At 71.9% G+C, this 21,087-nt stretch carries 21 protein-coding genes; 14 read left to right on the top strand and 7 right to left on the bottom strand.

Annotated elements, in window-relative coordinates:
• The first annotated feature begins 118 nt into the window (after positions 1-118).
• The 8 genes from ACH5A8_RS28365 to ACH5A8_RS28400 all read left to right on the top strand — a co-directional run bounded on the left by ACH5A8_RS28365 (position 119) and on the right by ACH5A8_RS28400 (position 10,132).
• Positions 119-874, top strand: coding sequence for an enhanced serine sensitivity protein SseB C-terminal domain-containing protein (locus tag ACH5A8_RS28365; RefSeq protein WP_399007001.1), 756 nt, complete (start codon positions 119-121; stop codon positions 872-874).
• Between the two features lie 413 nt (positions 875-1,287).
• Positions 1,288-2,286, top strand: coding sequence for an ABC transporter permease (locus ACH5A8_RS28370; RefSeq protein ID WP_399006661.1), 999 nt, complete (start codon positions 1,288-1,290; stop codon positions 2,284-2,286).
• A gap of 37 nt (positions 2,287-2,323) precedes the next feature.
• The gene (locus ACH5A8_RS28375; RefSeq protein ID WP_399006663.1) at positions 2,324-4,090 is read left to right on the top strand and encodes an ABC transporter substrate-binding protein; all 1,767 of its coding nucleotides are present in this window, start codon (positions 2,324-2,326) and stop codon (positions 4,088-4,090) included.
• A 72-nt stretch (positions 4,091-4,162) separates the two neighbouring features.
• Entirely contained in the window at positions 4,163-5,170 is a 1,008-nt protein-coding gene (locus ACH5A8_RS28380) for an ABC transporter permease (RefSeq protein WP_399006665.1), read from the top strand.
• A complete protein-coding gene (locus tag ACH5A8_RS28385) occupies positions 5,167-6,261 on the top strand; it encodes an ABC transporter ATP-binding protein (RefSeq protein WP_399006667.1) in 1,095 nt (364 codons plus the stop codon). The genes ACH5A8_RS28380 and ACH5A8_RS28385 overlap by 4 nt, the downstream gene beginning before the upstream one ends.
• On the top strand, positions 6,258-7,922 hold the full coding sequence (locus tag ACH5A8_RS28390) for an ABC transporter ATP-binding protein (RefSeq protein ID WP_399006669.1): 1,665 nt from the start codon (positions 6,258-6,260) through the stop codon (positions 7,920-7,922). The genes ACH5A8_RS28385 and ACH5A8_RS28390 overlap by 4 nt, the downstream gene beginning before the upstream one ends.
• A gap of 105 nt (positions 7,923-8,027) precedes the next feature.
• Positions 8,028-9,419 carry a M1 family metallopeptidase gene (locus tag ACH5A8_RS28395; protein WP_399006671.1) on the top strand — a complete coding sequence of 464 codons (1,392 nt, stop codon included), beginning with the start codon at positions 8,028-8,030 and terminating at the stop codon, positions 9,417-9,419.
• Between the two features lie 56 nt (positions 9,420-9,475).
• Positions 9,476-10,132 (top strand): trimeric intracellular cation channel family protein, encoded by a 657-nt coding sequence (locus tag ACH5A8_RS28400; RefSeq protein WP_399006673.1) that lies wholly within the window; start codon positions 9,476-9,478, stop codon positions 10,130-10,132.
• On the opposite strand, the gene ACH5A8_RS28405 is transcribed toward ACH5A8_RS28400, so the two are convergent.
• Positions 10,041-11,369 (bottom strand): alpha/beta hydrolase, encoded by a 1,329-nt coding sequence (locus tag ACH5A8_RS28405; RefSeq protein WP_399006675.1) that lies wholly within the window; start codon positions 11,367-11,369, stop codon positions 10,041-10,043. The two genes, ACH5A8_RS28400 and ACH5A8_RS28405, sit on opposite strands and share 92 nt — an antisense overlap.
• A 154-nt stretch (positions 11,370-11,523) precedes the next feature.
• On the opposite strand from ACH5A8_RS28405, the gene ACH5A8_RS28410 reads away from it, so the two are divergent.
• The gene (locus ACH5A8_RS28410) at positions 11,524-12,384 is read left to right on the top strand and encodes a thioesterase family protein (protein WP_399006677.1); all 861 of its coding nucleotides are present in this window, start codon (positions 11,524-11,526) and stop codon (positions 12,382-12,384) included.
• On the opposite strand, the gene ACH5A8_RS28415 is transcribed toward ACH5A8_RS28410, so the two are convergent.
• On the bottom strand, positions 12,371-12,958 hold the full coding sequence (locus tag ACH5A8_RS28415; RefSeq protein ID WP_399006679.1) for a TIGR03086 family metal-binding protein: 588 nt from the start codon (positions 12,956-12,958) through the stop codon (positions 12,371-12,373). The two genes, ACH5A8_RS28410 and ACH5A8_RS28415, sit on opposite strands and share 14 nt — an antisense overlap.
• A gap of 161 nt (positions 12,959-13,119) precedes the next feature.
• Between ACH5A8_RS28415 and ACH5A8_RS28420 the strand changes: the two genes are divergently transcribed.
• On the top strand, positions 13,120-14,187 hold the full coding sequence (locus ACH5A8_RS28420; RefSeq protein WP_399006681.1) for a helix-turn-helix transcriptional regulator: 1,068 nt from the start codon (positions 13,120-13,122) through the stop codon (positions 14,185-14,187).
• Positions 14,188-14,299: 112 nt separating this feature from the next.
• Here ACH5A8_RS28420 and ACH5A8_RS28425 read toward each other — a convergent pair whose 3' ends face one another.
• Complete coding sequence (locus ACH5A8_RS28425) at positions 14,300-14,926, bottom strand: TetR family transcriptional regulator (RefSeq protein ID WP_399006683.1); 627 nt, start codon at positions 14,924-14,926, stop codon at positions 14,300-14,302.
• A 152-nt stretch (positions 14,927-15,078) separates the two neighbouring features.
• Here ACH5A8_RS28425 and ACH5A8_RS28430 point away from each other — a divergent pair, with 152 nt between their 5' ends.
• The 3 genes from ACH5A8_RS28430 (at position 15,079) to ACH5A8_RS28440 (ending at position 16,868) form a co-directional block, all read left to right on the top strand.
• On the top strand, positions 15,079-15,240 hold the full coding sequence (locus ACH5A8_RS28430) for a hypothetical protein (protein ID WP_399006685.1): 162 nt from the start codon (positions 15,079-15,081) through the stop codon (positions 15,238-15,240).
• Positions 15,241-15,350: 110 nt separating this feature from the next.
• Entirely contained in the window at positions 15,351-15,617 is a 267-nt protein-coding gene (locus ACH5A8_RS28435) for a DUF4190 domain-containing protein (RefSeq protein ID WP_399006687.1), read from the top strand.
• 81 nt (positions 15,618-15,698) lie between these two features.
• Entirely contained in the window at positions 15,699-16,868 is a 1,170-nt protein-coding gene (locus tag ACH5A8_RS28440) for a cysteine desulfurase family protein (RefSeq protein ID WP_399006689.1), read from the top strand.
• Positions 16,869-17,166: 298 nt separating this feature from the next.
• On the opposite strand, the gene ACH5A8_RS28445 is transcribed toward ACH5A8_RS28440, so the two are convergent.
• Positions 17,167-17,883: an N-acetylmuramoyl-L-alanine amidase gene (locus ACH5A8_RS28445; RefSeq protein WP_399006691.1), complete on the bottom strand. Its 717-nt coding sequence runs from the start codon at positions 17,881-17,883 to the stop codon at positions 17,167-17,169.
• A gap of 60 nt (positions 17,884-17,943) precedes the next feature.
• Between ACH5A8_RS28445 and mnmA the strand changes: the two genes are divergently transcribed.
• Positions 17,944-19,074 (top strand): tRNA 2-thiouridine(34) synthase MnmA, encoded by a 1,131-nt coding sequence (mnmA, locus tag ACH5A8_RS28450; RefSeq protein ID WP_399006693.1) that lies wholly within the window; start codon positions 17,944-17,946, stop codon positions 19,072-19,074.
• A 28-nt stretch (positions 19,075-19,102) separates the two neighbouring features.
• Here the strand turns inward: mnmA and ACH5A8_RS28455 are convergent, their stop codons facing one another.
• From ACH5A8_RS28455 to ACH5A8_RS28465, 3 genes are all read right to left on the bottom strand, one after another.
• On the bottom strand, positions 19,103-19,642 hold the full coding sequence (locus tag ACH5A8_RS28455) for an SRPBCC family protein (protein ID WP_399006695.1): 540 nt from the start codon (positions 19,640-19,642) through the stop codon (positions 19,103-19,105).
• 239 nt (positions 19,643-19,881) lie between these two features.
• Positions 19,882-20,661, bottom strand: a complete 780-nt coding sequence (locus ACH5A8_RS28460; RefSeq protein ID WP_399007002.1) for an alpha/beta fold hydrolase — start codon at positions 20,659-20,661, stop codon at positions 19,882-19,884.
• An 84-nt stretch (positions 20,662-20,745) separates the two neighbouring features.
• A complete protein-coding gene (locus tag ACH5A8_RS28465) occupies positions 20,746-21,078 on the bottom strand; it encodes a DUF427 domain-containing protein (RefSeq protein ID WP_399006697.1) in 333 nt (110 codons plus the stop codon).
• Positions 21,079-21,087 lie beyond the last annotated feature (9 nt).

Raw genomic sequence — 21,087 nt, forward strand, 5'->3', positions numbered from 1 at the left:
GCGACCGAGCCGGCAGGCGGCCTTAAGCTAGACGCACAGCTCGGTGAGGAGTCACACGAAGGGGCGGTAAAAGGTGAGCGCCAGCGCGAGCGGCACCGCGGCCGGGCACGTGGAGCAGATGCTGCGCCAGGTGACCCCCGGCCGCTACGACGCCTACGAGGCATTGCTCCGCGCGCTCGCGGCCCCCTCCACCGGCCAGATCTGGATGCTGCTGTGGCACGGCCAGGCCGGCGCCCCGGACGCCCAGTACGGCCACATGGAGGTCGACGGCCACGGTTACGCGCCCTGCGTCACCTCCGCCCAGGAACTGTCGGCCAGCGGCTGGATGCGGTCCTACGAGGTGGTGGACGGCCTCGACGTCGCCCGCACCCTCTACCCCGACCGCTACGGCCTCTGGCTGAACCCGCACGCGCCGGGCGGTGGCGTCGGCGTCCCCTGGCTGGACCTGCGCCGTATCGCGGCCGGACTGGACCGCCAGCCCGCCGGTCCGCTGCGGCTGTCCGAACCGGCCATCGAGATCCCGCAGTTCTACGCCCTGCTCAGCCAGAACGCCCACCGCACCCCGGCGCTGCGCTCGCTGCGCCGCGCCTGGGTGCAGCCCGCGTACGGGGCGCCCTACCTCGCCATCGGCCTGGACGTGTACGACACCTCGCCGCCGGCCGTCGACTCGGTCCGGGCGATGATGCAGCAGTCCATCGGCGCCGTCCCGGACGGGCTGCCCGTGTCGACCGTCGCGATGTCCGACGAGTTCGACCCGGTCGCGATGTGGCTGCGAGCCAACTCCCGCCCGTTCTACGACCGTGACGCCCACGCCGGACCCGCCGGACACCCGGCGGGCGGCTACGGCTACCCGCCGGCCGGCGGCGCATACTGACTTCGGCGGCCCGATGCGGCCGCTTTGCGGTTTGCGCACAAGACCTCCGCACCGCGCGCACTTCTCCGCGCGTAGATGGCGGCGATTGCGCCCGAACCGCGCCGGAACGCCGAAGTGTCCCAACTGTTCAGCGTTCGGGGTGCGTTACCCACTGTTCGGATAACGGAATCCGCTGGACTGCATCACGGTTACGCATACTTTCGTCGTCAGCTCTGGCGGGTGATCGCGGCCACGCTGAAGACTCGCGAGTCAGACGCCAGGTCCATGACCTCGCGATCAAACGCAAGTTGACGTAACAGCCGGGTCACAGTGGCCGCATCATCTGCGGCCGGAGTCCGGCAGCCAAGTACCAAACGCCGCGCACAGCGGCAGGGCGCAAGCCGGTCACCACCGGCGAGAGGGGTCGGGTCATAGTGACCGCACCGATCGAGACCACCGGGGCGGCAGCCGAGGCGCAGCCGGAGGCTGTGCTCGCGGGCGCCGGTGAGGGGCGGATCGAGGGGCGTTCCCTCGGTCAGATCGCCTGGTCCCGGTTCAAGAGGGACAAGGTCGCCGTGACCGGCGGCGTCATCGTGCTCCTGCTGATCGTCCTGGCGATCCTCTCGCGTCCCCTGCAGGCCCTGTTCGGCCTCGACCCCAACGCCTTCCACCAGGACCTGATCGACCCCAACACCTCGCTGCCCAAGGCCGCTTGGGGCGGCATGAGCCTGGACCACCCGCTGGGCGTGGACCCCAAGTTCGGCCGGGACATCGCCACCCGCATCCTCGAGGGCTCCTGGGTCTCGCTGGTGGTCGCCTTCGGCGCGACGATCCTGTCCAACGTGATCGGCGCGATCATGGGCGTCGTCGCCGGCTACTACGGCGGCCGGGTCGACTCGATCATCAGCCGCCTGATGGACACCTTCCTCGCCTTCCCCCTCCTGCTCTTCGCCATCGCCATCTCCGCCACCCTGCAGGGCGGCGCGTTCGGCCTCAGCGGACTGCCGTTGCACCTGAGCGTGCTGATCTTCGTGATCGGCTTCTTCAACTGGCCCTATCTGGGACGCATCGTCCGGGGCCAGACGCTCGCGCTGCGCGAGCGCGAGTTCGTGGACGCCTCCCGGGGCATGGGCGCCAAGGGGCCGTACATCCTGTTCCGGGAACTGATGCCCAACCTGGTCGGCCCGATCATCGTCTACTCGACGCTGCTCATCCCGACCAACATCCTCTTCGAGGCGTCGCTCAGCTTCCTCGGCGTCGGCATCCAGCCCCCGCAGGCCTCCTGGGGCGGCATGCTCCGGGACGCCGTCACCTACTACGAGGTCGATCCCCAGTACATGATCGTGCCCGGCCTCGCGATCTTCATCACCGTCCTCGCGTTCAACCTGCTCGGCGACGGTCTCCGCGACGCTCTCGACCCGCGCAGCCGCTGACGAACTGCAGCCGAGAGAGCCCGAAAAGTTTCCGACAATGGAGGGGAACCCGCCCATCATGCGTAGGTCAGCGCTGGCCGCAGTTGCGGCCATCGGCTCCGTCAGCCTGCTTCTCGCAGGCTGCAGCAAGGCCGATGACAACAAGAACGACAACGGCAAATCGGCTGGGGCCAACGCCGCGACCAAGGACGTCGTCAACGCCTCCAGCAAGAAGGGCGGCACGCTCACCTACGAGCTGTCCGACGTCCCGGACTCCTTCGACCCCGGCAACACGTACTACGCGTACATGTACAACCTCAGCCGGCTGTGGGCCCGTCCGCTGATGACCTTCCAGCCCGGCGCGGGGGAGAAGGGCAACACCCTCGTCCCCGACCTCGCCGCGAGCAAGGGCGTGCCGAGCGACGGCGGCAAGACCTGGACCTACAAGCTGCGTTCGGGCCTGAAGTACCAGGACGGAACGGCGATCACCTCGAAGGACGTCAAGTACGCCGTCGAGCGGTCCAACTTCGCGCGTGACGTGCTCTCCCTCGGCCCGAACTACTTCCAGCAGCTGATGGCGGGCGGGGACAAGTACAAGGGCCCCTACAAGGACAAGAGCGCCAAGGGCCTGTCCTCCATCGAGACGCCGGACGACACCACGATCGTCTTCCACCTGAAGCAGGCCTTCCAGGAGTTCGACTACCTGGTCGCCGCTCCGCAGACGGCTCCGGTGCCCCAGGCCAAGGACACGGGCGTCGACTACGTCAAGAGCATCGTCTCCTCGGGCTCCTACAAGTTCCAGAGCTACGACGAGGGCAAGCAGGCCGTCCTCGTGCGCAACGAGAACTGGGACGCGAAGACCGACCCGCTGCGCAAGCAGCTGCCGGACAAGATCGTCGTCAAGCTGAAGGTCAACCCGGAGACGGTCGACCAGGACGTCCTCGCGGGCGACGCGATCGACCTCGGCGGCACGGGCGTCCAGGCGGCCACTCAGGCGAAGATCCTCAACGACTCGTCGAAGAAGGCCAACACGGACAACACCTACGGCGGCCGTCTCGTCTACATGGCCATCAACACCAAGGTGAAGCCGTTCGACAACGTCGCCTGCCGCAAGGCCGTGCAGTACGCGATCGACAAGGTCTCGGTGCAGACCGCCGAGGGCGGCCCGATCCGCGGTGAGATCGCCTCCACCGTCCTGCCGCCGGACATCCCGGGCTACGCCAAGGCGGACGTCTACGCGACGGCGGGCAACAAGGGCGACGTCGCCAAGGCCAAGGACCAGCTGAAGGCCTGCGGCAAGACGTCGATCAACACCAACATCACGGCTCGCAGCGACCGTCCGCAGGAGATCGACGCCGCCACGGCGATCATCGCCTCGCTGAAGAAGGTCGGCATCAACGCCAGCCTGAAGCAGTACCCCTCGGGCAAGTACTTCACCGACTACGCGGGTGTCCCGAAGTTCACCCAGCAGCAGAACGTCGGCCTGATGATGATGCAGTGGGGCGCCGACTGGCCGTCCGGCTACGGCTTCCTGCAGCAGATCCTGAACGGCAAGGCGATCAGCCAGTCCGGCAACACGAACCTGTCGCAGTACGACAACAAGGACGTGAACGAGCTGCTGGGCAAGGCGATCGCGACCCAGGACACCGCCGCTCGCAACGCCCTCTACACGCAGATCGACAAGAAGACCATGGACGACGCCGTGATCGTCCCGCTGGCCTACTTCAAGGTCCTGCTGGCCCGCCCGCAGAACGCCACCAACGTGGTCTCCACGGCGGCCTTCAGCGGTCAGTACGACTACCTCAACATCGGCACCACGAAGTAGCAGCCCCGGAAGGCAGGTGAAGGCATTGGCGCCCGCGGGTTTCGCCACCCGCGGGCGCCGGCGCCGGCCCCCGTGATCTCGTACATCCTCCGCCGGACGTTCGCAGCAGTGATCCTGCTGTTGGTCGTCTCCGCGGTCACCTTCGCCATCTTCTTCCTGCTGCCACGGATGGCCGGCCAGACCGCCGACCAGCTGGCGACGCAGTACCTGGGCAAGAGCCCGTCGAAGGCCGACATCCTCGCGGTCAAGCACAACCTCGGTCTGGACCAGCCGCTCTACGTCCAGTACTGGCACTTCATCAAGGGAATCGTGGCCGGCGCCACCTACGACCTTGGTCCGACCACGGTGCACTGCGACGCGCCGTGCTTCGGTTACTCCTTCAAGACCCACCAGGCGGTCTGGCCGGAGCTCACCTCCCGGATCCCGATCACCGCGTCGCTGGCCGTGGGCGCCGCCGTGCTGTGGCTGCTGTCGGGTGTGACGGTCGGTGTCGTCTCCGCGCTGCAGCCCCGGTCGTTCTTCGACCGCTCGTTCATGGGCGTCGCGCTCGCCGGTGTCTCGCTGCCCATGTTCTTCACGGGCCAGCTGGCGATCCTGCTCTTCAGGAACCAGTGGCCGATCTTCGGCAAGGACTACGTCCCGTTCACCGACAACCCCTCGCAGTGGGCCAACACGCTCTTCCCGGCGTGGTGTTCGCTGGCGCTGCTGTACTCCGCCATCTACGCGCGGCTCACCCGCTCGGGCATGCTGGAGACGATGAACGAGGACTTCATCCGCACCGCCCGCGCCAAGGGCCTGCGGGAGCACACGGTCGTCGTCCGGCACGGACTGCGCGCCGCGCTCACCCCGATCATCACCGTCTTCGGCATGGACCTCGGTCTGCTGCTCGGCGGCGCCGTGATCACCGAGTACGTCTTCTCGCTGCACGGTGTGGGCGAGTACGCGGTGCAGGGCATCACCGACAACGACCTGCCCAAGATCCTCGGCGTGACCCTGCTCGCCGCGTTCTTCGTCGTCATCGCAAATCTCCTGGTGGACCTGCTCTACGCGGCCGCCGACCCGCGGGTGAGGCTCTCGTGACCGAACTCTCCAAGACCGAAGCCGCCGTGAGCGAGCCGGTCGCCGCCGCCAAGGCCCCGTCGGCCTTCCTCGAGGTCCGTGACCTCAAGGTGCACTTCCCGACCGACGACGGCCTGGTCAAGTCCGTCGACGGGCTCAGCTTCTCGCTGGAGAAGGGCCGGACGCTCGCCGTCGTCGGCGAGTCCGGCTCCGGCAAGTCGGTCACCTCGCAGGCCATCATGGGCCTGCACCGCCTCGGCACCCGCGGCAAGAACGTCCAGATGGCCGGCGAGATCTGGCTGGACGGCAAGGAACTGATCTCCGCCGCCCCGGACGAGGTGCGCAAGCTGCGCGGCCGCGAGATGGCGATGATCTTCCAGGATCCGCTGTCCGCGATGCACCCGTACTACACGGTCGGCAACCAGATCGTGGAGGCGTACCGCGTCCACCACAAGGTCGGCAAGAAGGTCGCCCGCGCCCGGGCGATCGAGATGCTGGACCGGGTCGGCATCCCCGAGCCGGCCAAGCGCGCCGACTCCTACCCGCACGAGTTCTCCGGCGGTATGCGTCAGCGCGCGATGATCGCGATGGCGCTGGTGAACAACCCCGAGCTGCTGATCGCCGACGAGCCGACCACCGCCCTCGACGTCACCGTCCAGGCGCAGATCCTCGACCTGATCCGGGACCTGCAGAAGGAGTTCGGCTCCGCGGTCATCATGATCACCCACGACCTCGGCGTGGTCGCCGAGATCGCCGACGACGTCCTGGTGATGTACGGCGGCCGGTGCGTGGAGCGCGGGCCGGCCGACGAGGTCTTCGAGAAGCCGCAGCACCCCTACACCTGGGGCCTGCTCGGCTCGATGCCCCGCATCGACCGTGAGACCTCCGAGCGGCTCATCCCCGTCAAGGGCCAGCCGCCGAGCCTCATCAACGTCCCCTCCGGCTGCGCCTTCAACCCGCGCTGCCCCTACGCGGACCTCCCCAAGGGGAACGTCACCCGGACGGTGCGCCCCGAGCTGCAGCAGGTCGACGGCGGCCACTGGTCCGCCTGCCACCTCTCGCCGGAGGACCGTACGCGGATCTGGACCGAAGAGATTGCGCCGAAGCTGTGAGTGAGACGAAGAAGACGGACGCCGCGGCGAAGGCCGCGGTCCCGAAGCAGGCGGCGGCCGACGACCGCGACGTACTGCTCAAGGTCACGGGCCTGACCAAGCACTTCCCCATCAAGAAGGGCATCCTGCAGCGCCAGGTCGCCGCCGTGAAGGCGGTCGACGGCATCGACTTCGAGGTGCGCAAGGGCGAGACCCTGGGCGTCGTCGGCGAGTCGGGCTGCGGCAAGTCCACGATGGGCCGGGTGGTCACCCGCCTGCAGGACCCGACGGGCGGCACGATCCACTTCGAGGGCCGGGACATCACCCGGCTGAGCGCCGGTCAGATGCGTCCGCTGCGGCGGGACATCCAGATGATCTTCCAGGACCCGTACGGCTCCCTGAACCCCCGCCACACCATCGGCTCGATCGTCTCGGCGCCGTTCCGGCTGCAGGGCGTGGAGCCCGAGGGCGGGGTGAAGAAGGAGGTCCAGCGGCTGCTGGAGCTGGTGGGTCTGAGCCCCGAGCACTACAACCGCTACCCGCACGAGTTCTCCGGCGGCCAGCGCCAGCGCATCGGCATCGCCCGCGCGCTCGCGCTCAAGCCGAAGCTGGTGGTGGCGGACGAGCCGGTCTCCGCGCTGGACGTGTCGATCCAGGCCCAGGTCGTCAACCTCATGGACGACCTCCAGCAGGAGCTGGGCCTCACGTACGTGATCATCGCGCACGACCTGTCCGTCGTCCGGCACGTCTCGGACCGGATCGCGGTGATGTACCTCGGCAAGATCGTCGAGCTCGCCGACCGCACCTCGCTCTACGAGGCGCCGATGCACCCGTACACCAAGGCGCTGATGTCCGCGGTGCCGGTGCCCGACCCCAAGCGCCGGGGGCAGAAGAACGAGCGCATCCTGCTCAAGGGCGACGTGCCCTCGCCGATCGCCCCGCCGAGCGGCTGCCGCTTCCACACCCGGTGCTGGAAGGCCACGCAGATCTGCAAGACGACCGAGCCGCAGCTGATCGAGCTGAAGCCCGGCCAGCGGGTGGCCTGCCACCACCCGGAGAACTTCGCGGACCAGGCCCCGCAGGACACGGTGCTGCTGTCGGCCGCGAAGGAGGCGGCGGAGCTGGTGTCCGAGGAGGCCCTCGCCAAGTCCGCCGAGACCTCGGCGGCGATGGCCGCGGCCGAGCCGGCCAAGGAGCCCGCCACGTCCACCCCCGACGCCGACGAGCCGAAGCCGGAGGCCGCGAAGCCGGCGGTGGCGGCGAAGGCCGCGGCCGAGGAGACGCCCGAGCCGGCGGCGGAGAAGACCGCCGAGGGCGACAAGGGCGACAAGGTCGAGCCGGCGGTCGCGGAGAAGTCCGGGACCGAGAAGTCCGACGCTGAGAAGTCCGAGGCGCAGAAGCCCGAGGTGCAGGAGCCCGAGGCGGAGAAGTCCGAGGCCGAGGACAAGGCGGAGCCGGCCAAGGCCGCCGAGCCCGGTGCGGACGGCGGTGAGCCGGCGTCCGCGAAGGCGGAGAAGGCGGAGAAGGCGGCGAAGGCTGCGAAGCCCGCCGACGGCGACGCGGACCGCGACGGCGGCGAGGCCGGTGACGGCGCGGCCGCCGAGGGCAGCCGTGGCGAAGGCGACGGCGAAGGCCGGGCCGAGGACGGCGACAGCGCGGGTCAGGAGTCGTCCGACGACTGAGCCATGACAAGTTGGCAAAGTCATGTACATGGCTGAACGGGAGAGCGCAGAGTCGTCTCCGTCCGTGCGATCCACCGATCGACGCACGCGCGAAGGGATGACCTCATGGCACTCTCCCGTTCGGCACGTCTGGGGGCCGTCGTCACCGCGGCGCTCTCCTTCCTGACCGTCGCCGCCTCCTCCGCCCCCACCCACGGCGCCCCCGGCATCGGCGACTCCTATTTCCCGCAGGCGGGCAACGGCGGTTTCGACGCCCGCCACTACGCCCTCGACATCGCCTACGACCCGGCCTCCGGCCGCCTCGACGGACGCACCACCCTCACCGCCCGCGCCACCGAGAACCTGTCCTCCTTCGACCTGGACCTCCAGCAGCTCCAGGTCACGGACGTCAAGGTCGACGGCAGACGCGCGCGGTTCACCCGCGACGGCGACGAGGTGCGCATCACCCCGCGAGAGGTCCTGCGCAAGAACCGCACCTTCCAGGTCGCCGTCACCTACGGCGGTGTGCCCGAGCCGCTGAGCGGGCCGATCGTCTTCGGTTCGCAGTACGGCTGGATGAAGACCGCGGACGGCGTGTTCGTCGCCTGCGAGCCCAACGCCGCCTCCACCTGGTTCCCCTCCAGCGACCACCCCTCCGACAAGGCCACCTACGACATCCGCATCAAGGCGCCCAAGGGCCTGACCGGCGTCGCCAACGGCCGACTGGTCTCCACCCACGACAAGGGCGGCTCGACGTACACCCACTGGCGCGAGAGCCGGCCCATGGCCACCTATCTGGCGACCGCCACCATCGGGAAGTTCGACGTGCGCACCGGGAGGACCCCGGCCGGCACTCCGATCTACGTCGCCGTCGACCCGAAGCTGAAGGACAGCAACAAGGTCGATGTGTACGCCGTCACCGCCGCCGCCACCGACTACTGGTCGCAGGTCTTCGGGCCGTACCCGTTCGAGGAGACCGGCGCCATCGTCGACGACATGCCGCAGGCCGGGTTCTCGCTGGAGGTGCAGAGCAAGCCGGCGTACTCGGCGGTGCGCAGCGAGTCGACCATCGTGCACGAGCTGGCCCACCAGTGGTTCGGCGACTCGGTGTCCGTCGAGCGCTGGAAGGACATCTGGCTCAACGAGGGCTTCGCCACCTACGCCCAGTGGCTGTGGGCCGAGCACAAGGGCACGCGCTCGGCGCACGACTCCTTCCGCGCCGACTACGACTCCGTGCCGGCCGACGACTCCTTCTGGCAGATCGAGGTCGCCGACCCGCAGCGCGACACCATGTTCGCCGACGCCGTCTACGACCGCGGCGCGATGACGCTCCAGGCGCTGCGCGAACGCATCGGCGACAAGGCGTTCTTCAAGCTGCTGCCGGCCTGGACGAAGGAGCACCGCTACGGCAACGCGAACACCGCCGACTTCATACGGCTCGCCGAGCGGGTCTCGGGGCAGCGGCTGGGCGACCTGTTCGACAAGTGGCTGTACACGACGGGCAAACCCGCTCTGTAGAACCGGCCCCGCCTTGCATCGCAAGGCCCGCATCGCATCCTGAGTAAGAATGTGGGGTGCTTCAGCAACTGTTCAGCCCCTCCGTCCAGCACACGGTCGACGTGGTCGGCATCTTCGTGTTCGCCATCTCGGGCGCGCTGCTCGCCGTCCGCAAGAACTTCGACGTCTTCGGCATCGCCGTCCTCGCCGAGGTGACCGCGCTGGGCGGAGGGCTGTTCCGCGACATCGTCATCGGGGCCGTGCCCCCGGCGGCCTTCACCGACCTCGGGTACTTCCTCACCCCGCTGCTCGCCACGGTCGTCGTCTTCTTCCTTCACCCGCACGTGGAGCGCATCCAGCGGGCGGTCTACGTGTTCGACGCGGCCGGGCTCGGCCTGTTCTGCGTCTCGGGGACGACGAAGGCGTACGACTACGGTCTCAGCCTCACCTCGTCGGCGACCCTGGGGCTGGCCACCGCCGTGGGCGGCGGTGTGCTGCGTGACGTGCTCGCCAACGAGGTGCCCTCGCTGCTGCGCTGGGACCGCGACCTGTACGCGGTCCCGGCGATCGTCGGCGCCACCATGGTGGTGCTGTGCATCCACTACGACGCGCTGACCCCGCTCACCACCGCGCTGGCGGCGGTCACGGCCTTCGTGCTGCGTCTGCTCGCGATGCGATTCCACTGGCGGGCCCCGCGGGCGTGGAACCGGCGGTCGACCGTCCGGGAGGAGTAGCGGGCCGTCCGGGAGGGGCGGACCGTCCTGCCGGAGGAGCGCCCGGGGGCCGTCCCGGGACGCCCGGCCGTCCCGACGGTGAGGGATCGGTCCCGTGCGCGGGCCGGTCGGCCGCCTTCCCGCTCAGCTCCTCGGTCAGCCAGCGGAACGCGGCCGGAACCTGCGGCCGCCACAGCGCCATGGTGTGCCCGCCGGCGCTGCGCGGCAGGAAGACCGCGCGCACGGTCGTCGGCGCCTTGGCGACCTGCGCCAGCGCCACCGCGGCCTCGTAGCCGTCGCCGGCCTCGCCGGAGAGGTAGAGCCCGACGCGCGGCGGTGTGCGGGCCTCGCGCAGCAGGAGGTAGGGGTTGTTCGCCCGGCGCAGCGCGAGACTCTGGTTGGCCAGCGAGGCGCGCTCGCCGATCGGGTCGTTGTAGCCGGACAGGCTGATCGCCGCCCGGTAGCGGTCGGGGTGCGCCACGGCGAGCTTGGCCGCGCAGTGGGCGCCGGCCGAGTACCCGGCGGCGGCCCAGCCGTCCGGCGCGGCCTCGGCGCGGAAGTTGTCCGTGATCATCTTCGGCACGTCGATGCTCAGCCAGGTGTCGGCGTTGACGGTGCCCGGGATGTTGGCGCAGCCGGTGTCCGCCTTGGCGACCAGGTTGGTGCGCGGGGCCACCAGGATGAACGGGGCGACGCGGCCGGCGCGCATCAGCGGCTCCAGCTGCTCGTGCACGTGCATCGAGCCGTACCAGGCCTTCGCCGAGCCCGGGTAGCCGGACAGCAGCTCGACGACCGGGAACTTCTCGTCCTTGTGGGCGGGGTCGTCGTACTGCGGGGGCAGCCAGACGTAGACCTCCGCGTCCACGCCCGACACCCGGCCCTTGAGCTGGGTGACCCTGACCCCGCCGGCCGCGTGCATGCCGGGCCCGTCGGCCTGGGTGAAGCTCTGCCGTACCTTGGGCAGCTCGCGGTAGGCGATGCCGCCGGTCCCGTCGGCGCCCAGGTCCGCGGCGCGCTGCACGTGGTTGCCGGTGCCGAGCAGGTCCGCCCAGTTGTCGTACAGGTTGTTGGCGTTGTTCACCAGGACGAAGACCAGGGTGACGGCCGTGGTCTGGGCGAACAGCAGCATCAGCGCCCGCAGTGCGGCGCGCAGCACCCGGGGACCCCTCAGCCGCGTCCACAGCAGGAACGGCAGGGCCAGGGCCAGGGCGGCCAGCGCGACGGCGGTGTACAGGAACGGAGTCCCGGTGAGGCTCATGTCCCCATAGAGGGGATTCGAGGCCTTCGGGTCACGGACGGATGCGGACGCTTACCGGGATATTGCCGGGGCCTCACCTGAGGGATGATGTGTGTTCATACGATCGCAGCCTAAAAAGCTACCGCTTAGTAGTTTCCTGCTGTACCGTTCACGCATGTCAGAAGCAGCTTCCGCCCCGGCCGTGCGGGCCACGATCGGCGACAGCGAGTTCGACCGGGACACCGCGGTCTCCCGGCGCGCCCCCGGCGTGTACGACATCGACCTCTCCGCCGGCTGGACGATCATCAACGCCGTCAACGGCGGCTACCTGCTGGCCGTGCTCGGCCGCGCGCTCGCGGACGCCCTGCCGCACCCGGACCCCTTCACCATCTCGGCGCACTACCTGACCGCCTCCCAGCCCGGCCCGGCCGTCGTCCGCACCGACGTCGTCCGCACCGGCCGCACCCTCTCCACCGGTCAGGCCTCCCTCCTCCAGTACGACGACGAGGGCAACGAGGTGGAACGCATCCGCGTCCTGGCCTCCTACGGCGACCTCGCCGCCCTGCCCGACGACGTGCGCACCACGGCCAAGCCGCCCGCGATCCCGCCGATCGAGCAGTGCTTCGGCGCCGAGGACGGCCCCACGCCGGTTCCCGGCAGCTCGGCCATCGCCGACCGGCTGATGCTCAAGCTCGACCCGGCCACCCTCGGCTGGGCGCTCGGCTCGCCCTCCGGCAACGGCGAGATGCGGGCCTGGTTCGGTCTCGCCGACGGTCGCGACGCCGACCCGCTCTCCCTGCTGCTCGCGGTGGACGCGCTGCCCCCGACCGCGTTCGAACTAGGCCTCAAGGGCTGGGTGCCCACCGTCGAGCTGACCGTGCACGTCCGCTGCCGTCCGGCCCCGGGCCCGCTGCGCGTCGCCATCACCACCCGCAACCTCGCCGGCGGCTTCCTGGAGGAGGACGCCGAGGTGTGGGACAGCGCCGACCGGCTGGTGGCGCAGTCCCGCCAGCTCGCCCGCGTCAGGCTCGGGTGAGCGGCCGCCGGCCCAGCCAGGCCGCCAGCTGCTCGTAGGCGCCGGCCCCTTCGGGGGCCGGCCTGGCCGAGCCGAAGGGGAATGACGCGTCACGCTCCGGCTCGGACAGCACCCGGCGGGCGACGCCGAGGGCGAACTCGGCCGGCTCCGGGTCGAGCTCCACGGGGTGGCCCAGCGCCTCACCGAGGTCCCAGGTGTGGGTCACCAGTTCCATCACGTATCCGGACAGGGCCGCGTGGCCGGGCACCTCGCCCCACGGCACGTGGACCGTGGTCGCCATCCGCTCGTCGCCCTCCCAGGCCTTCAGGACACGGACGCGGACCTCCTCGTAGGCGGCGGACCAGCCGTCGTCCGGCACTCCGTCCGCGGTCGGGTCCACGGCGAGTCCGTCGCCGCCCTCGCCGACGACGGCGATCCGCCGGCTGCCGCCGACGACATGGCCCAGCAGGGCGCGCACGTCGAACTCGGCACACGGCGTCGGGCCGGACAGCTGCTCGGGCCGTACGGTCGCGATCAGCGCGGCGGCCTGCTCGGTGGCACGGGCGTAGACGGGACGCGGGTCGACGAAGTTCATGCTGCTGCCTCTTTCCTCAGACTTCTCCACGAACAACTCAGCACGCCACCGCCGCGTGCGCCGGGCGGCGCCGTCGCGGTGACAGGGACGAGCATCGACGCAAAACCTGACAACCGCCGTCAACATTTGTCCCGCCGAACCCACCGGGTCATCCTGGGGCCGTGAAGTCCGACCGCCTGCTGTCGATCCTGCTGCTCCTGCAGACCCGGGGCCGGGTGCCCGCCCGCGAACTCGCGGAGCGGCTGGAGGTGTCGGTGCGCACCGTCTACCGGGATGTCGAGGCGCTGTCGGCCGCCGGCGTCCCGGTCTACGCCGAGCGGGGCCGCCACGGCGGCATCGAACTGCTCGCCGGGTTCCGCACGGACGTCACCGGCCTGACCGCCGACGAGTCCCGCGCCCTGTTCGTCCTGGCCGCCGAGGGCGCGCACGCCGCGCTCGGACTGGACGCGGCGCTCGGCTCGGCGCTGCGCAAGGTGATGGCGGCGCTGCCGGCCCCGCACCGCCCGGCGGCCGAGGCGGCCGGCCGCCGGATCCTGGTCGACGCCACCCGCTGGAAGAGCGCCCCGCACCGGCCCGTCGACCTGGCCGTCCTGCAGGACGCGGTCTTCGCCGACCGGCGCCTCAGGCTGCGCTACCGGCACAGCGGCGACAACGAGTCGAGGACGTACACCGTCGACCCCTACGGGCTGGTCGCCAAAGCGGGCGTCTGGTACCTGGTCGCCGACCGGCGGGGGAGCCCGCGGCTGTTCCGGGCCGACCGGGTGCGCTCGGCCCGGCTGCTGGAGGACGCCGTGCGGCGGCGGCCCGGCGTCGAACTCGCCGACGCCTGGGAGGTGCTGCGCCGCCGGGTGGAGGAGCTCCCGGGCGGCTTCGACGTCACCGCGCGGGTGCGCCGCGGGCGCCTGGACATGTTCCTGCGCGTGCACGGCCCCTCGATGACCGCTCACCCCGAGGACGACGGCGAGGGCGAGTGGGTCACCGTACGGCTGTCCTACGGCAGCCCGCGCGCCGTGCGCCAGCTGCTCGGCTTCTCCGACCAGGTGGAGGTGGTGTCACCACCCGAGGCCCGCGCGGAACTGCGCCGGGCGGCCGCCTCCGTCGCACGGCTGTACGCGGACGGGGACGGGGGCGCAGGCGCGGACGCGGACGAAGAAGGGGCCGGCGGGACGGGCGAAGGAGGCGTGGGGGACGGCGAGGCTCGCGACGGCGGGAGCGCGGCGCACCCGTAGGCCGCGCGTTGAGGCGTGGACGTCGGGGCCTGGGCGACGGGGGCGTGGACGCCGGGACGGGGGCGTCGGGGCGTGGGGTGCCGGCGGGTGACGCGCCGGGCGGGGGGGGGCGTCAGTCCAGCCAGTGCCGGCGGCCGACGCTGATCAGCCGCAGCTGCCGGGCCGCGAGCCGGGCGACGCGCTCGCGCTCCGGGGCCGGGGCGGGCGGCGCCTCCAGGAACAGCGAGGCGGTGACCAGCATCTGGTCGACGTAGAGGTGGGCGAGCATGAGCAGGTCGTCCTCGCTCCAGCCCGCGGACTGGGGGTCCTTGGCCAGCTCGTCCTTCACCTCGCGGCCGAACCGGGCCAGTTGCTCCTGGATCGCCGCCCGCACCGGCTGGACCCCGCCGTGGCGCTCCCGCGCGATGAAACGGACGTGGGCCGGGTACGCGTCCACATGACGGGCGATCAGCTCCACGGCGCGCGTGATGCGTTCCTCGCTGTCGCCCGCGCCGGACACCGTCGTCCGGATCATCGGGTGCAGGCTGCCCAGCGCCTCCTCGACCAGGGCCACGCCGAGGTCCGCCGTGGAGCGGAAGTGCCGGTAGAAGGCGGTCGGGGCGACGCCGACGGCGCGCGTGACCTCGCGCAGGCCCAGGCTGCTCAGGCTCTGCTCGGCCAGCAGGGCCAGCGCCGCGTCCAGGAGCGCCTGCCGGGTCTTCAGCTTCTGGGCCTGCCGGACGCCGAGAGTGTGACTCATGCCATGCAGTTAACAACTGTTCTCCGGAATTTCCAAGCGGTCCGGCGCGCTAGACTGCATAGTCAGTGAACAACTGTAGCCACAACCGTTCACCGCAAGTTCGCGAGAGGCGTCCCGAGCCTCGGAAGAACGCTGGAGGGGGATCCGATCCCATGCTGTTCCTCGTCGCCGCACTGATGCTCCTCGGAGTGACCCTGGGCACCGTGGCCCACGCGCCGCTCGGCCTCAGCGCCGTCGCCGCCGTCGTGATCGCCGTCTGGCTGGGGATCTTCGCGCTCCGCGAGCGCCACTCCCGCCGCCGCGCCTCCCACTGATACCGCGTCCGGCCGGCGCCGCGCCCGTGGGCGCACCGCCCGCCGGACCCGCGTCCACCGGCGCCTCGGCCCCCGACGCGCCGACCGTCCGACCGCAGGGAGCACGCACCATGTACCTCACCGCACCGGCAACGCGCCCGACCGGCACGCGTGACGCCGACGGCACCGCCGTCGCGTCCTTCATCCTCGGCCTGCTCGGCCTCCTCGTCCTCAACCTCGTCCTCGGCCCCATCGCCGTCGTGCTGGCGGCGGTGGCCCTGTGGCGCGGCACGAACCGCCGCGGCCGCGCCTGGCTCGGTCTCGGCCTCGGCCTCGCCGACCTCGTCGTCCTCGCCGCCTTCATGCAGGCCGACCACACGGTGTCGTGGAACTTCTAGGCGACGCGCGGCGAGCGCGGGGGACTCGGCCGGACCGCGACCCGAGGCCTTGGCGGAGCGCCCCGTAGAATCGGCGTCACCATGGCTTACCTCGACCACGCCGCGACCACGCCGATGCTCCCCGAGGCGGCTGAGGCGCTGACCGCCGCGCTGGGCGTCACCGGCAACGCCTCCTCCCTGCACGCGTCCGGCCGCCGGGCCCGCCGCACGGTCGAGGAGTCCCGCGAGGCCCTCGCCGAAGCCCTCGGCGCGCGTCCCAGCGAGGTCGTCTTCACCGCCGGCGGCACCGAGGCCGACAACCTCGCCGTGAAGGGCCTGTACTGGGCCCGCCGCGCCGCCGACCCGGCCCGCACCCGCATCCTCGCCAGCCCCGTCGAACACCACGCCGTCCTCGACGCCGTGCACTGGCTCGGCGAACACGAGGGCGCCACCGTCGAGTACCTCCCCGTCGACTCCCACGGCCGCGTCCACCCCGAGGCCCTGCGCGAGGCGATCGCCCGCGACGCCGACGACGTGGCCCTGGTCACCGTCATGTGGGCGAACAACGAGATCGGCACCATCCTGCCGGTGCGCGAACTCGCCGAGACGGCCGCGGAGTTCGGCGTCCCGCTGCACGCCGACGCGGTCCAGGCCGTGGGCCAGGTCCCGGTGGGCTTCGCCGCCTCGGGCCTGGCCGCGATGACGGTCTCCGGCCACAAGATCGGCGGCCCGTACGGCATCGGCGCGCTGGTCCTCGGCCGCGAGCACACCCCGGTGCCCGTCCTGCACGGCGGCGGCCAGGAACGCCACGTCCGCTCCGGCACCCTCGACGTCCCCGCGATCGCCTCCTTCGCCGTGGCCGGCCGGCTCGCCGCCGAGCGGCGCGAGCGGTTCGCGCGCGAGATCGGCGCCCTGCGGGACCAACTGGTCACCGCCGTCCAGGACGCGGTCCCCGACGCGATCCTCAACGGCGACCCCGCGCCCGGGGGACGGCTTCCCGCCAACGCCCACTTCACCTTCCCCGGCTGCGAGGGCGACTCCCTGCTGCTCCTGCTGGACGCCCAGGGCATCGAGTGCTCCACCGGCTCCGCCTGCACCGCCGGCGTCGCCCAGCCCAGCCACGTCCTCCTGGCCACCGGCACCGACCCCGACCTGGCCCGCGGCACCCTGCGCTTCTCCCTCGGCCACACCTCCACCCGGGCGGACGTCGAAGCGGTCGCCAAGGCCATCGGCCCGGCGGTGGACCGCGCCCGCGCGGCGGGGCTGACCTGAGCGGATCCTGACGGGGCTCGGCAGCCGGCCGTCCGTTCGTCCGGCGCGCGGCCGGACTCGCGATCATCGAACCGGGGTCCGCGCCCGCGAACCGGGGCTCGCGCCCGGGAAGCGGGGCCCGCGCACCCGAAGCGAGGCGGGCTCACGCAACGAGGCTCGCTCACGAACCGGGGCTCGTGGCCGGGATCGGAGGCTCGCTCACGGACCGGGGATCATGGCCGGATCGGAGGCTCGTTCAAGAACCGGGGCTCGTGGCTGGGAACCGGGCGACGCCGCGACGCGGAAGCAAAGACTTCCGTCAGCCGGAGGTCCCGCCGGAGCCCGAAGGCGTGGCAGACCCCGACGGCGTCCCGGAATCCGGCGGCGCCGCCCGCACCAGGCGCAGATACCGGGCCCAGTCCCAGTGCGGTCCCGGGTCCGTGTGGTCCGTGCCCGGCACCTCCACGTGCCCGATGACGTGCTCCCGGTCGACGGGTATGCCGTAGCGCCGGCAGATCCGCGCCGTCAGCCGCGCCGAGCCGGCGTACAGGGCGTCCGTGAAGGACGACGCGTCCTCGACGAAGCCCTCGTGCTCGATGCCGACGCTGCGCTCGTTGTACGCCCGGTCGCCCGCGTGGAAGGCCACGTCCAGCTCGCGGATCATCTGCGTCACCCGCCCGTCCCGGCGCACTATGTAGTGCGCGGCGGCATGGTGCCCCGGGTCCTGGAACGCCTTGACCGCGCTCGCGAAGCCGCCCTGCGTGACATGGACGACGACCCGGTCGATCGGATAGTCGTCCGGGCGGTCCGCCCGCCGGTAGTTGGCGGGCGAGGCCGCCACCCAGCGGGCGCCGGCGAAGTCCACCGCGCCCTCGGCCCGCGGCCGCTGCGCGCCGGGCAGCTTCCACCACAGCCGCGACAGCGCGTCGTGCCCCAGCGCGACCCCGCCCACGACGGCCGCGGCCCCGCCGACGAGCAGGGCCCTGCGCCGCACGTGCCGGTCCGGGCCGCCGCCGGCGCTCTCGTTCTCCCCCATGTCGTCTGCAACGGATATCCGGCCGCCGCCGTTCCCGCGCGCCCGTACCCTGTAAGGGCTATGACTGAGACCCCGCAGCGCCCCCGCCCCCTTCGCGTCCTCGCCGCCATGTCGGGCGGCGTCGACTCCGCCGTCGCCGCCGCGCGCGCCGCGGAAGCCGGCCACGACGTCACCGGCGTCCACCTCGCGCTCTCCGCGAACCCGCAGTCCTTCCGCACGGGCGCGCGAGGCTGTTGCACCATCGAGGACTCGCGCGACGCCCGCCGCGCCGCCGACGTGATCGGCATCCCGTTCTACGTCTGGGACCTCGCCGACCGGTTCCGCGAGGATGTCGTGGAGGACTTCGTCGCCGAGTACGAGGCCGGCCGCACCCCCAACCCGTGCCTGCGCTGCAACGAGAAGATCAAGTTCGCCGCGCTGTTGGACAAGGCGCTCGCGCTCGGCTTCGACGCGGTGTGCACCGGCCACTACGCCAAGGTGGTGGTCGGCGCGGACGGCGCCCGCGAGCTGCACCGCGCCTCCGACATGGCCAAGGACCAGTCGTACGTCCTCGGCGTCCTGGACGAGAAGCAGCTCGCGCACGCGCTGTTCCCGCTCGGCGACACGGTCACCACCAAGGAGGACATCCGCGCGGAGGCCGAGCGGCGCGGCCTGGCCGTCGCCAAGAAGCCCGACTCGCACGACATCTGCTTCATCGCCGACGGCGACACCCAGGGCTTCCTCGCCCGCCGCCTCGGCAAGGCGGAGGGCGACATCGTCGACGAGACCGGCGCGGTCGTCGGCAGCCACGAGGGCGCGTACGGCTTCACCATCGGCCAGCGCAAGGGGCTGCGCATCGGCACCCCGGCCCCCGACGGCAAGCCCCGCTACGTCCTGGACATCTCCCCGGTGGACAACACGGTGACGGTCGGCCCGGCCGCCGCCCTGGACGTCGACGCCCTCACCGCCATCCGCCCCCGCTGGTGCGGCACCGCCCCCACCGGCCCCGGCACCTACACCGCCCAGCTGCGCGCCCACGGCGGCGAGACCGAGGTCCGCGCCGAACTCGTCGACGGCGAACTGCGGGTCACCTTCACCGAGCCGGTCCGCGGCGTCGCCCCCGGCCAGGCCATCGTCCTGTACGACGGCACCCGCGTGGTGGGCTCGGCGACGATCGCCTCGACGCGCAGGGCCACGGCCGGCGCGGCCTGAGGCGCACGCCGACGGGGCTCACCGGAGGTCAGGGGCGGCGACCACCCTCCGCCGCCTCCTTGATGCCGCCGAGGGTGGCCTCCATGCCCTTGCCCAGCTCGTCCAGGCGGAAGGCGACGATCGCCTCCTCGCGCTCCGGAGCGCGCTCGATGAACGCGCTCAGACCCGAGCGGCCCGGGCCGATCGTCGCCGACTGGCGCAGGACGGTGCCGCCCTCCGGGCCGGGGGAGAGGGAGAAGGACCAGGTGGCCATCCGGTCCGCGAGGTCGTCGGAAGCCTTGCCGTAGCGGCCGTCGGGGTCGAGGACGCACCAGGTGAGCGTCCGCGCCGGGACGCACTCGGTGAACTCCGAGACGGTCCGCCACTCGCCGTTGACGGGGTGCTGGTTGTGCCCCGTGTAGCGGGCGCCCACCGCCGGTCCGGTCGCGCCGTCGCACCACTGCACCCTGACCAGTTCGGGGCTCCAGCGGGTCATGGCCTCCACATCGGCCACGATCTCCCACACCCGTGCGGGATCGGCGGCGACGCGCACCTCGCGGTGCGTCGTGGGCTGGTCGGCGTAACGCATGGCGGCTCCCCGTGCGGACGCGGTCGTGCGCCGCGCCCGCACAGGATCCTAGATCGGCCAAGTCCCGCCGGGACATGTGGAGTTGCTTACACGCACGGGCGTGGTCGACCGCGGGCGCGCCGCCCGTGACCGGCCCCGGCACGGGCGCTCACGCGCCCGACCGACTCCCGCTCGACCAGCTCCCGCGCGATCGGCTCCCGCGCGATCGGCTCCCGCGCGATCGGCTCCCGCGCGGGCGCTCACGCGCCCAGGAACTCCGCCAGCGCCGGCGCCAGGACGTCCGGGTCCACCATGTGCGTCTGGCCCTCCAGACAGCGGTACGCGCCCTCCGGCGCCGCTTCCGCCGTGGCGCGGGCCGCCTCCTGGAGCCAGGCCGGGCTCGCCCCGCCCGCCAGCACCAGGACCGGCACGGTGATCGCGGCCAGCCGCTCGGCCGGGACCCGGCCCCCGGCCATCACCGCGTCGTCGTACGCCAGCGTCGGGGCGATCGCCTCCATGTCCGGCCACATGGGGGAGCGGCGGGCGTTGGCGATCATCGCCGGGGCCAGGCCGGTCAGCGACAGGAACAGCTCCACCGCGTCGCCGCGCCGGCCCGCGCCGATCGCCTCGGTGAGCCGGGCGGTGTACTCGGCGCGCTCCTTCGCGCCCTCGTCGGACAGCGCGTACGGCGGCTCGTACACCGTGACCCGTGTCACCGGCAGCCCGCTGGCCGCCGCCGTGAGGACGAGCGCCGCGCCCGACGAGACGCCGTACAGCGCCGCCTCGCCGCCCGCCGCCTCGACGAGCGCCGCGAGGTCCTCCACCTCGCGCTCCACCGCGTACGGGGCCGTGTCGCCGCTCGCGCCACGGCCCCGGCGGTCGGGGACGAGGACGTCGAAGCGGTCGGCGAGGCGCGCGGCCAGCGGCGCCAGCGTCGCGCCCGCCGACATCGCCCCGCTCACCAGGACGACCGCCGGACCCCGTCCGGCGCGGGTGTACGCGATGGGTGTTCCGTCACGCGAGGTGACCTTCTTCTCCATGGCCGTCTCCCTGCCCTTCTCCATGCCAAGGCAGACTGCCACGCCGGGCCGGGCTCATCGGGGAGGCGCCGGAGAGTCAGCCGCTCACACCACTTCCACGTCGTAGAAGCACAGGTGGTCCTTGATCGCCGCCACGTCCGGCTTCGGGTCGGGGTAGGCCCACACCAGGTCCGGCGCGTCCGGCAGCGACCAGTAGGACGCGTCGCCCTTGAAGGGGCAGTGGGTGTGCGTGCCGGAGGGCGTCAGCAGGTCCAGACGGACGTCCGCGGGCGGCAGGTAGTAGCGCGGCGGACAGCCCGTCTCGCGCAGCACCAGGGGGCGGTGGCTCTCCGCCAGGACCTGCCCGCCGCGCACCACGCGCACGTGCTCGTGGCTCGGCTCCACGGTGATCGTGTGTCCTCGGGTCTCTCGGGTCATAACAGGGGA

The organism is Streptomyces sp. NPDC018610, assembly GCF_044391765.1.
Lineage (GTDB): Bacteria > Actinomycetota > Actinomycetes > Streptomycetales > Streptomycetaceae > Streptomyces.

Excerpts from the sequence above, each read along its gene's own strand:
- ACH5A8_RS28410 (WP_399006677.1), top strand. The coding sequence starts at position 11,524 with ATGTCAGAAGCAGCTTCCGCCCCGGCCGTGCGGGCCACGATCGGCGAC.
- ACH5A8_RS28405 (WP_399006675.1), bottom strand. The coding sequence starts at position 11,369 with ATGAGCCTCACCGGGACTCCGTTCCTGTACACCGCCGTCGCGCTGGCC.
- ACH5A8_RS28460 (WP_399007002.1), bottom strand. The coding sequence starts at position 20,661 with ATGGAGAAGAAGGTCACCTCGCGTGACGGAACACCCATCGCGTACACC.
- ACH5A8_RS28455 (WP_399006695.1), bottom strand. The coding sequence starts at position 19,642 with ATGCGTTACGCCGACCAGCCCACGACGCACCGCGAGGTGCGCGTCGCC.
- ACH5A8_RS28425 (WP_399006683.1), bottom strand. The coding sequence starts at position 14,926 with ATGAGTCACACTCTCGGCGTCCGGCAGGCCCAGAAGCTGAAGACCCGG.
- ACH5A8_RS28435 (WP_399006687.1), top strand. The coding sequence starts at position 15,351 with ATGTACCTCACCGCACCGGCAACGCGCCCGACCGGCACGCGTGACGCC.
- ACH5A8_RS28430 (WP_399006685.1), top strand. The coding sequence starts at position 15,079 with ATGCTGTTCCTCGTCGCCGCACTGATGCTCCTCGGAGTGACCCTGGGC.
- ACH5A8_RS28440 (WP_399006689.1), top strand. The coding sequence starts at position 15,699 with ATGGCTTACCTCGACCACGCCGCGACCACGCCGATGCTCCCCGAGGCG.
- ACH5A8_RS28395 (WP_399006671.1), top strand. The coding sequence starts at position 8,028 with ATGGCACTCTCCCGTTCGGCACGTCTGGGGGCCGTCGTCACCGCGGCG.
- ACH5A8_RS28415 (WP_399006679.1), bottom strand. The coding sequence starts at position 12,958 with ATGAACTTCGTCGACCCGCGTCCCGTCTACGCCCGTGCCACCGAGCAG.
- ACH5A8_RS28375 (WP_399006663.1), top strand. The coding sequence starts at position 2,324 with ATGGAGGGGAACCCGCCCATCATGCGTAGGTCAGCGCTGGCCGCAGTT.
- ACH5A8_RS28465 (WP_399006697.1), bottom strand. The coding sequence starts at position 21,078 with ATGACCCGAGAGACCCGAGGACACACGATCACCGTGGAGCCGAGCCAC.
- mnmA (WP_399006693.1), top strand. The coding sequence starts at position 17,944 with ATGACTGAGACCCCGCAGCGCCCCCGCCCCCTTCGCGTCCTCGCCGCC.
- ACH5A8_RS28445 (WP_399006691.1), bottom strand. The coding sequence starts at position 17,883 with ATGGGGGAGAACGAGAGCGCCGGCGGCGGCCCGGACCGGCACGTGCGG.
- ACH5A8_RS28365 (WP_399007001.1), top strand. The coding sequence starts at position 119 with ATGCTGCGCCAGGTGACCCCCGGCCGCTACGACGCCTACGAGGCATTG.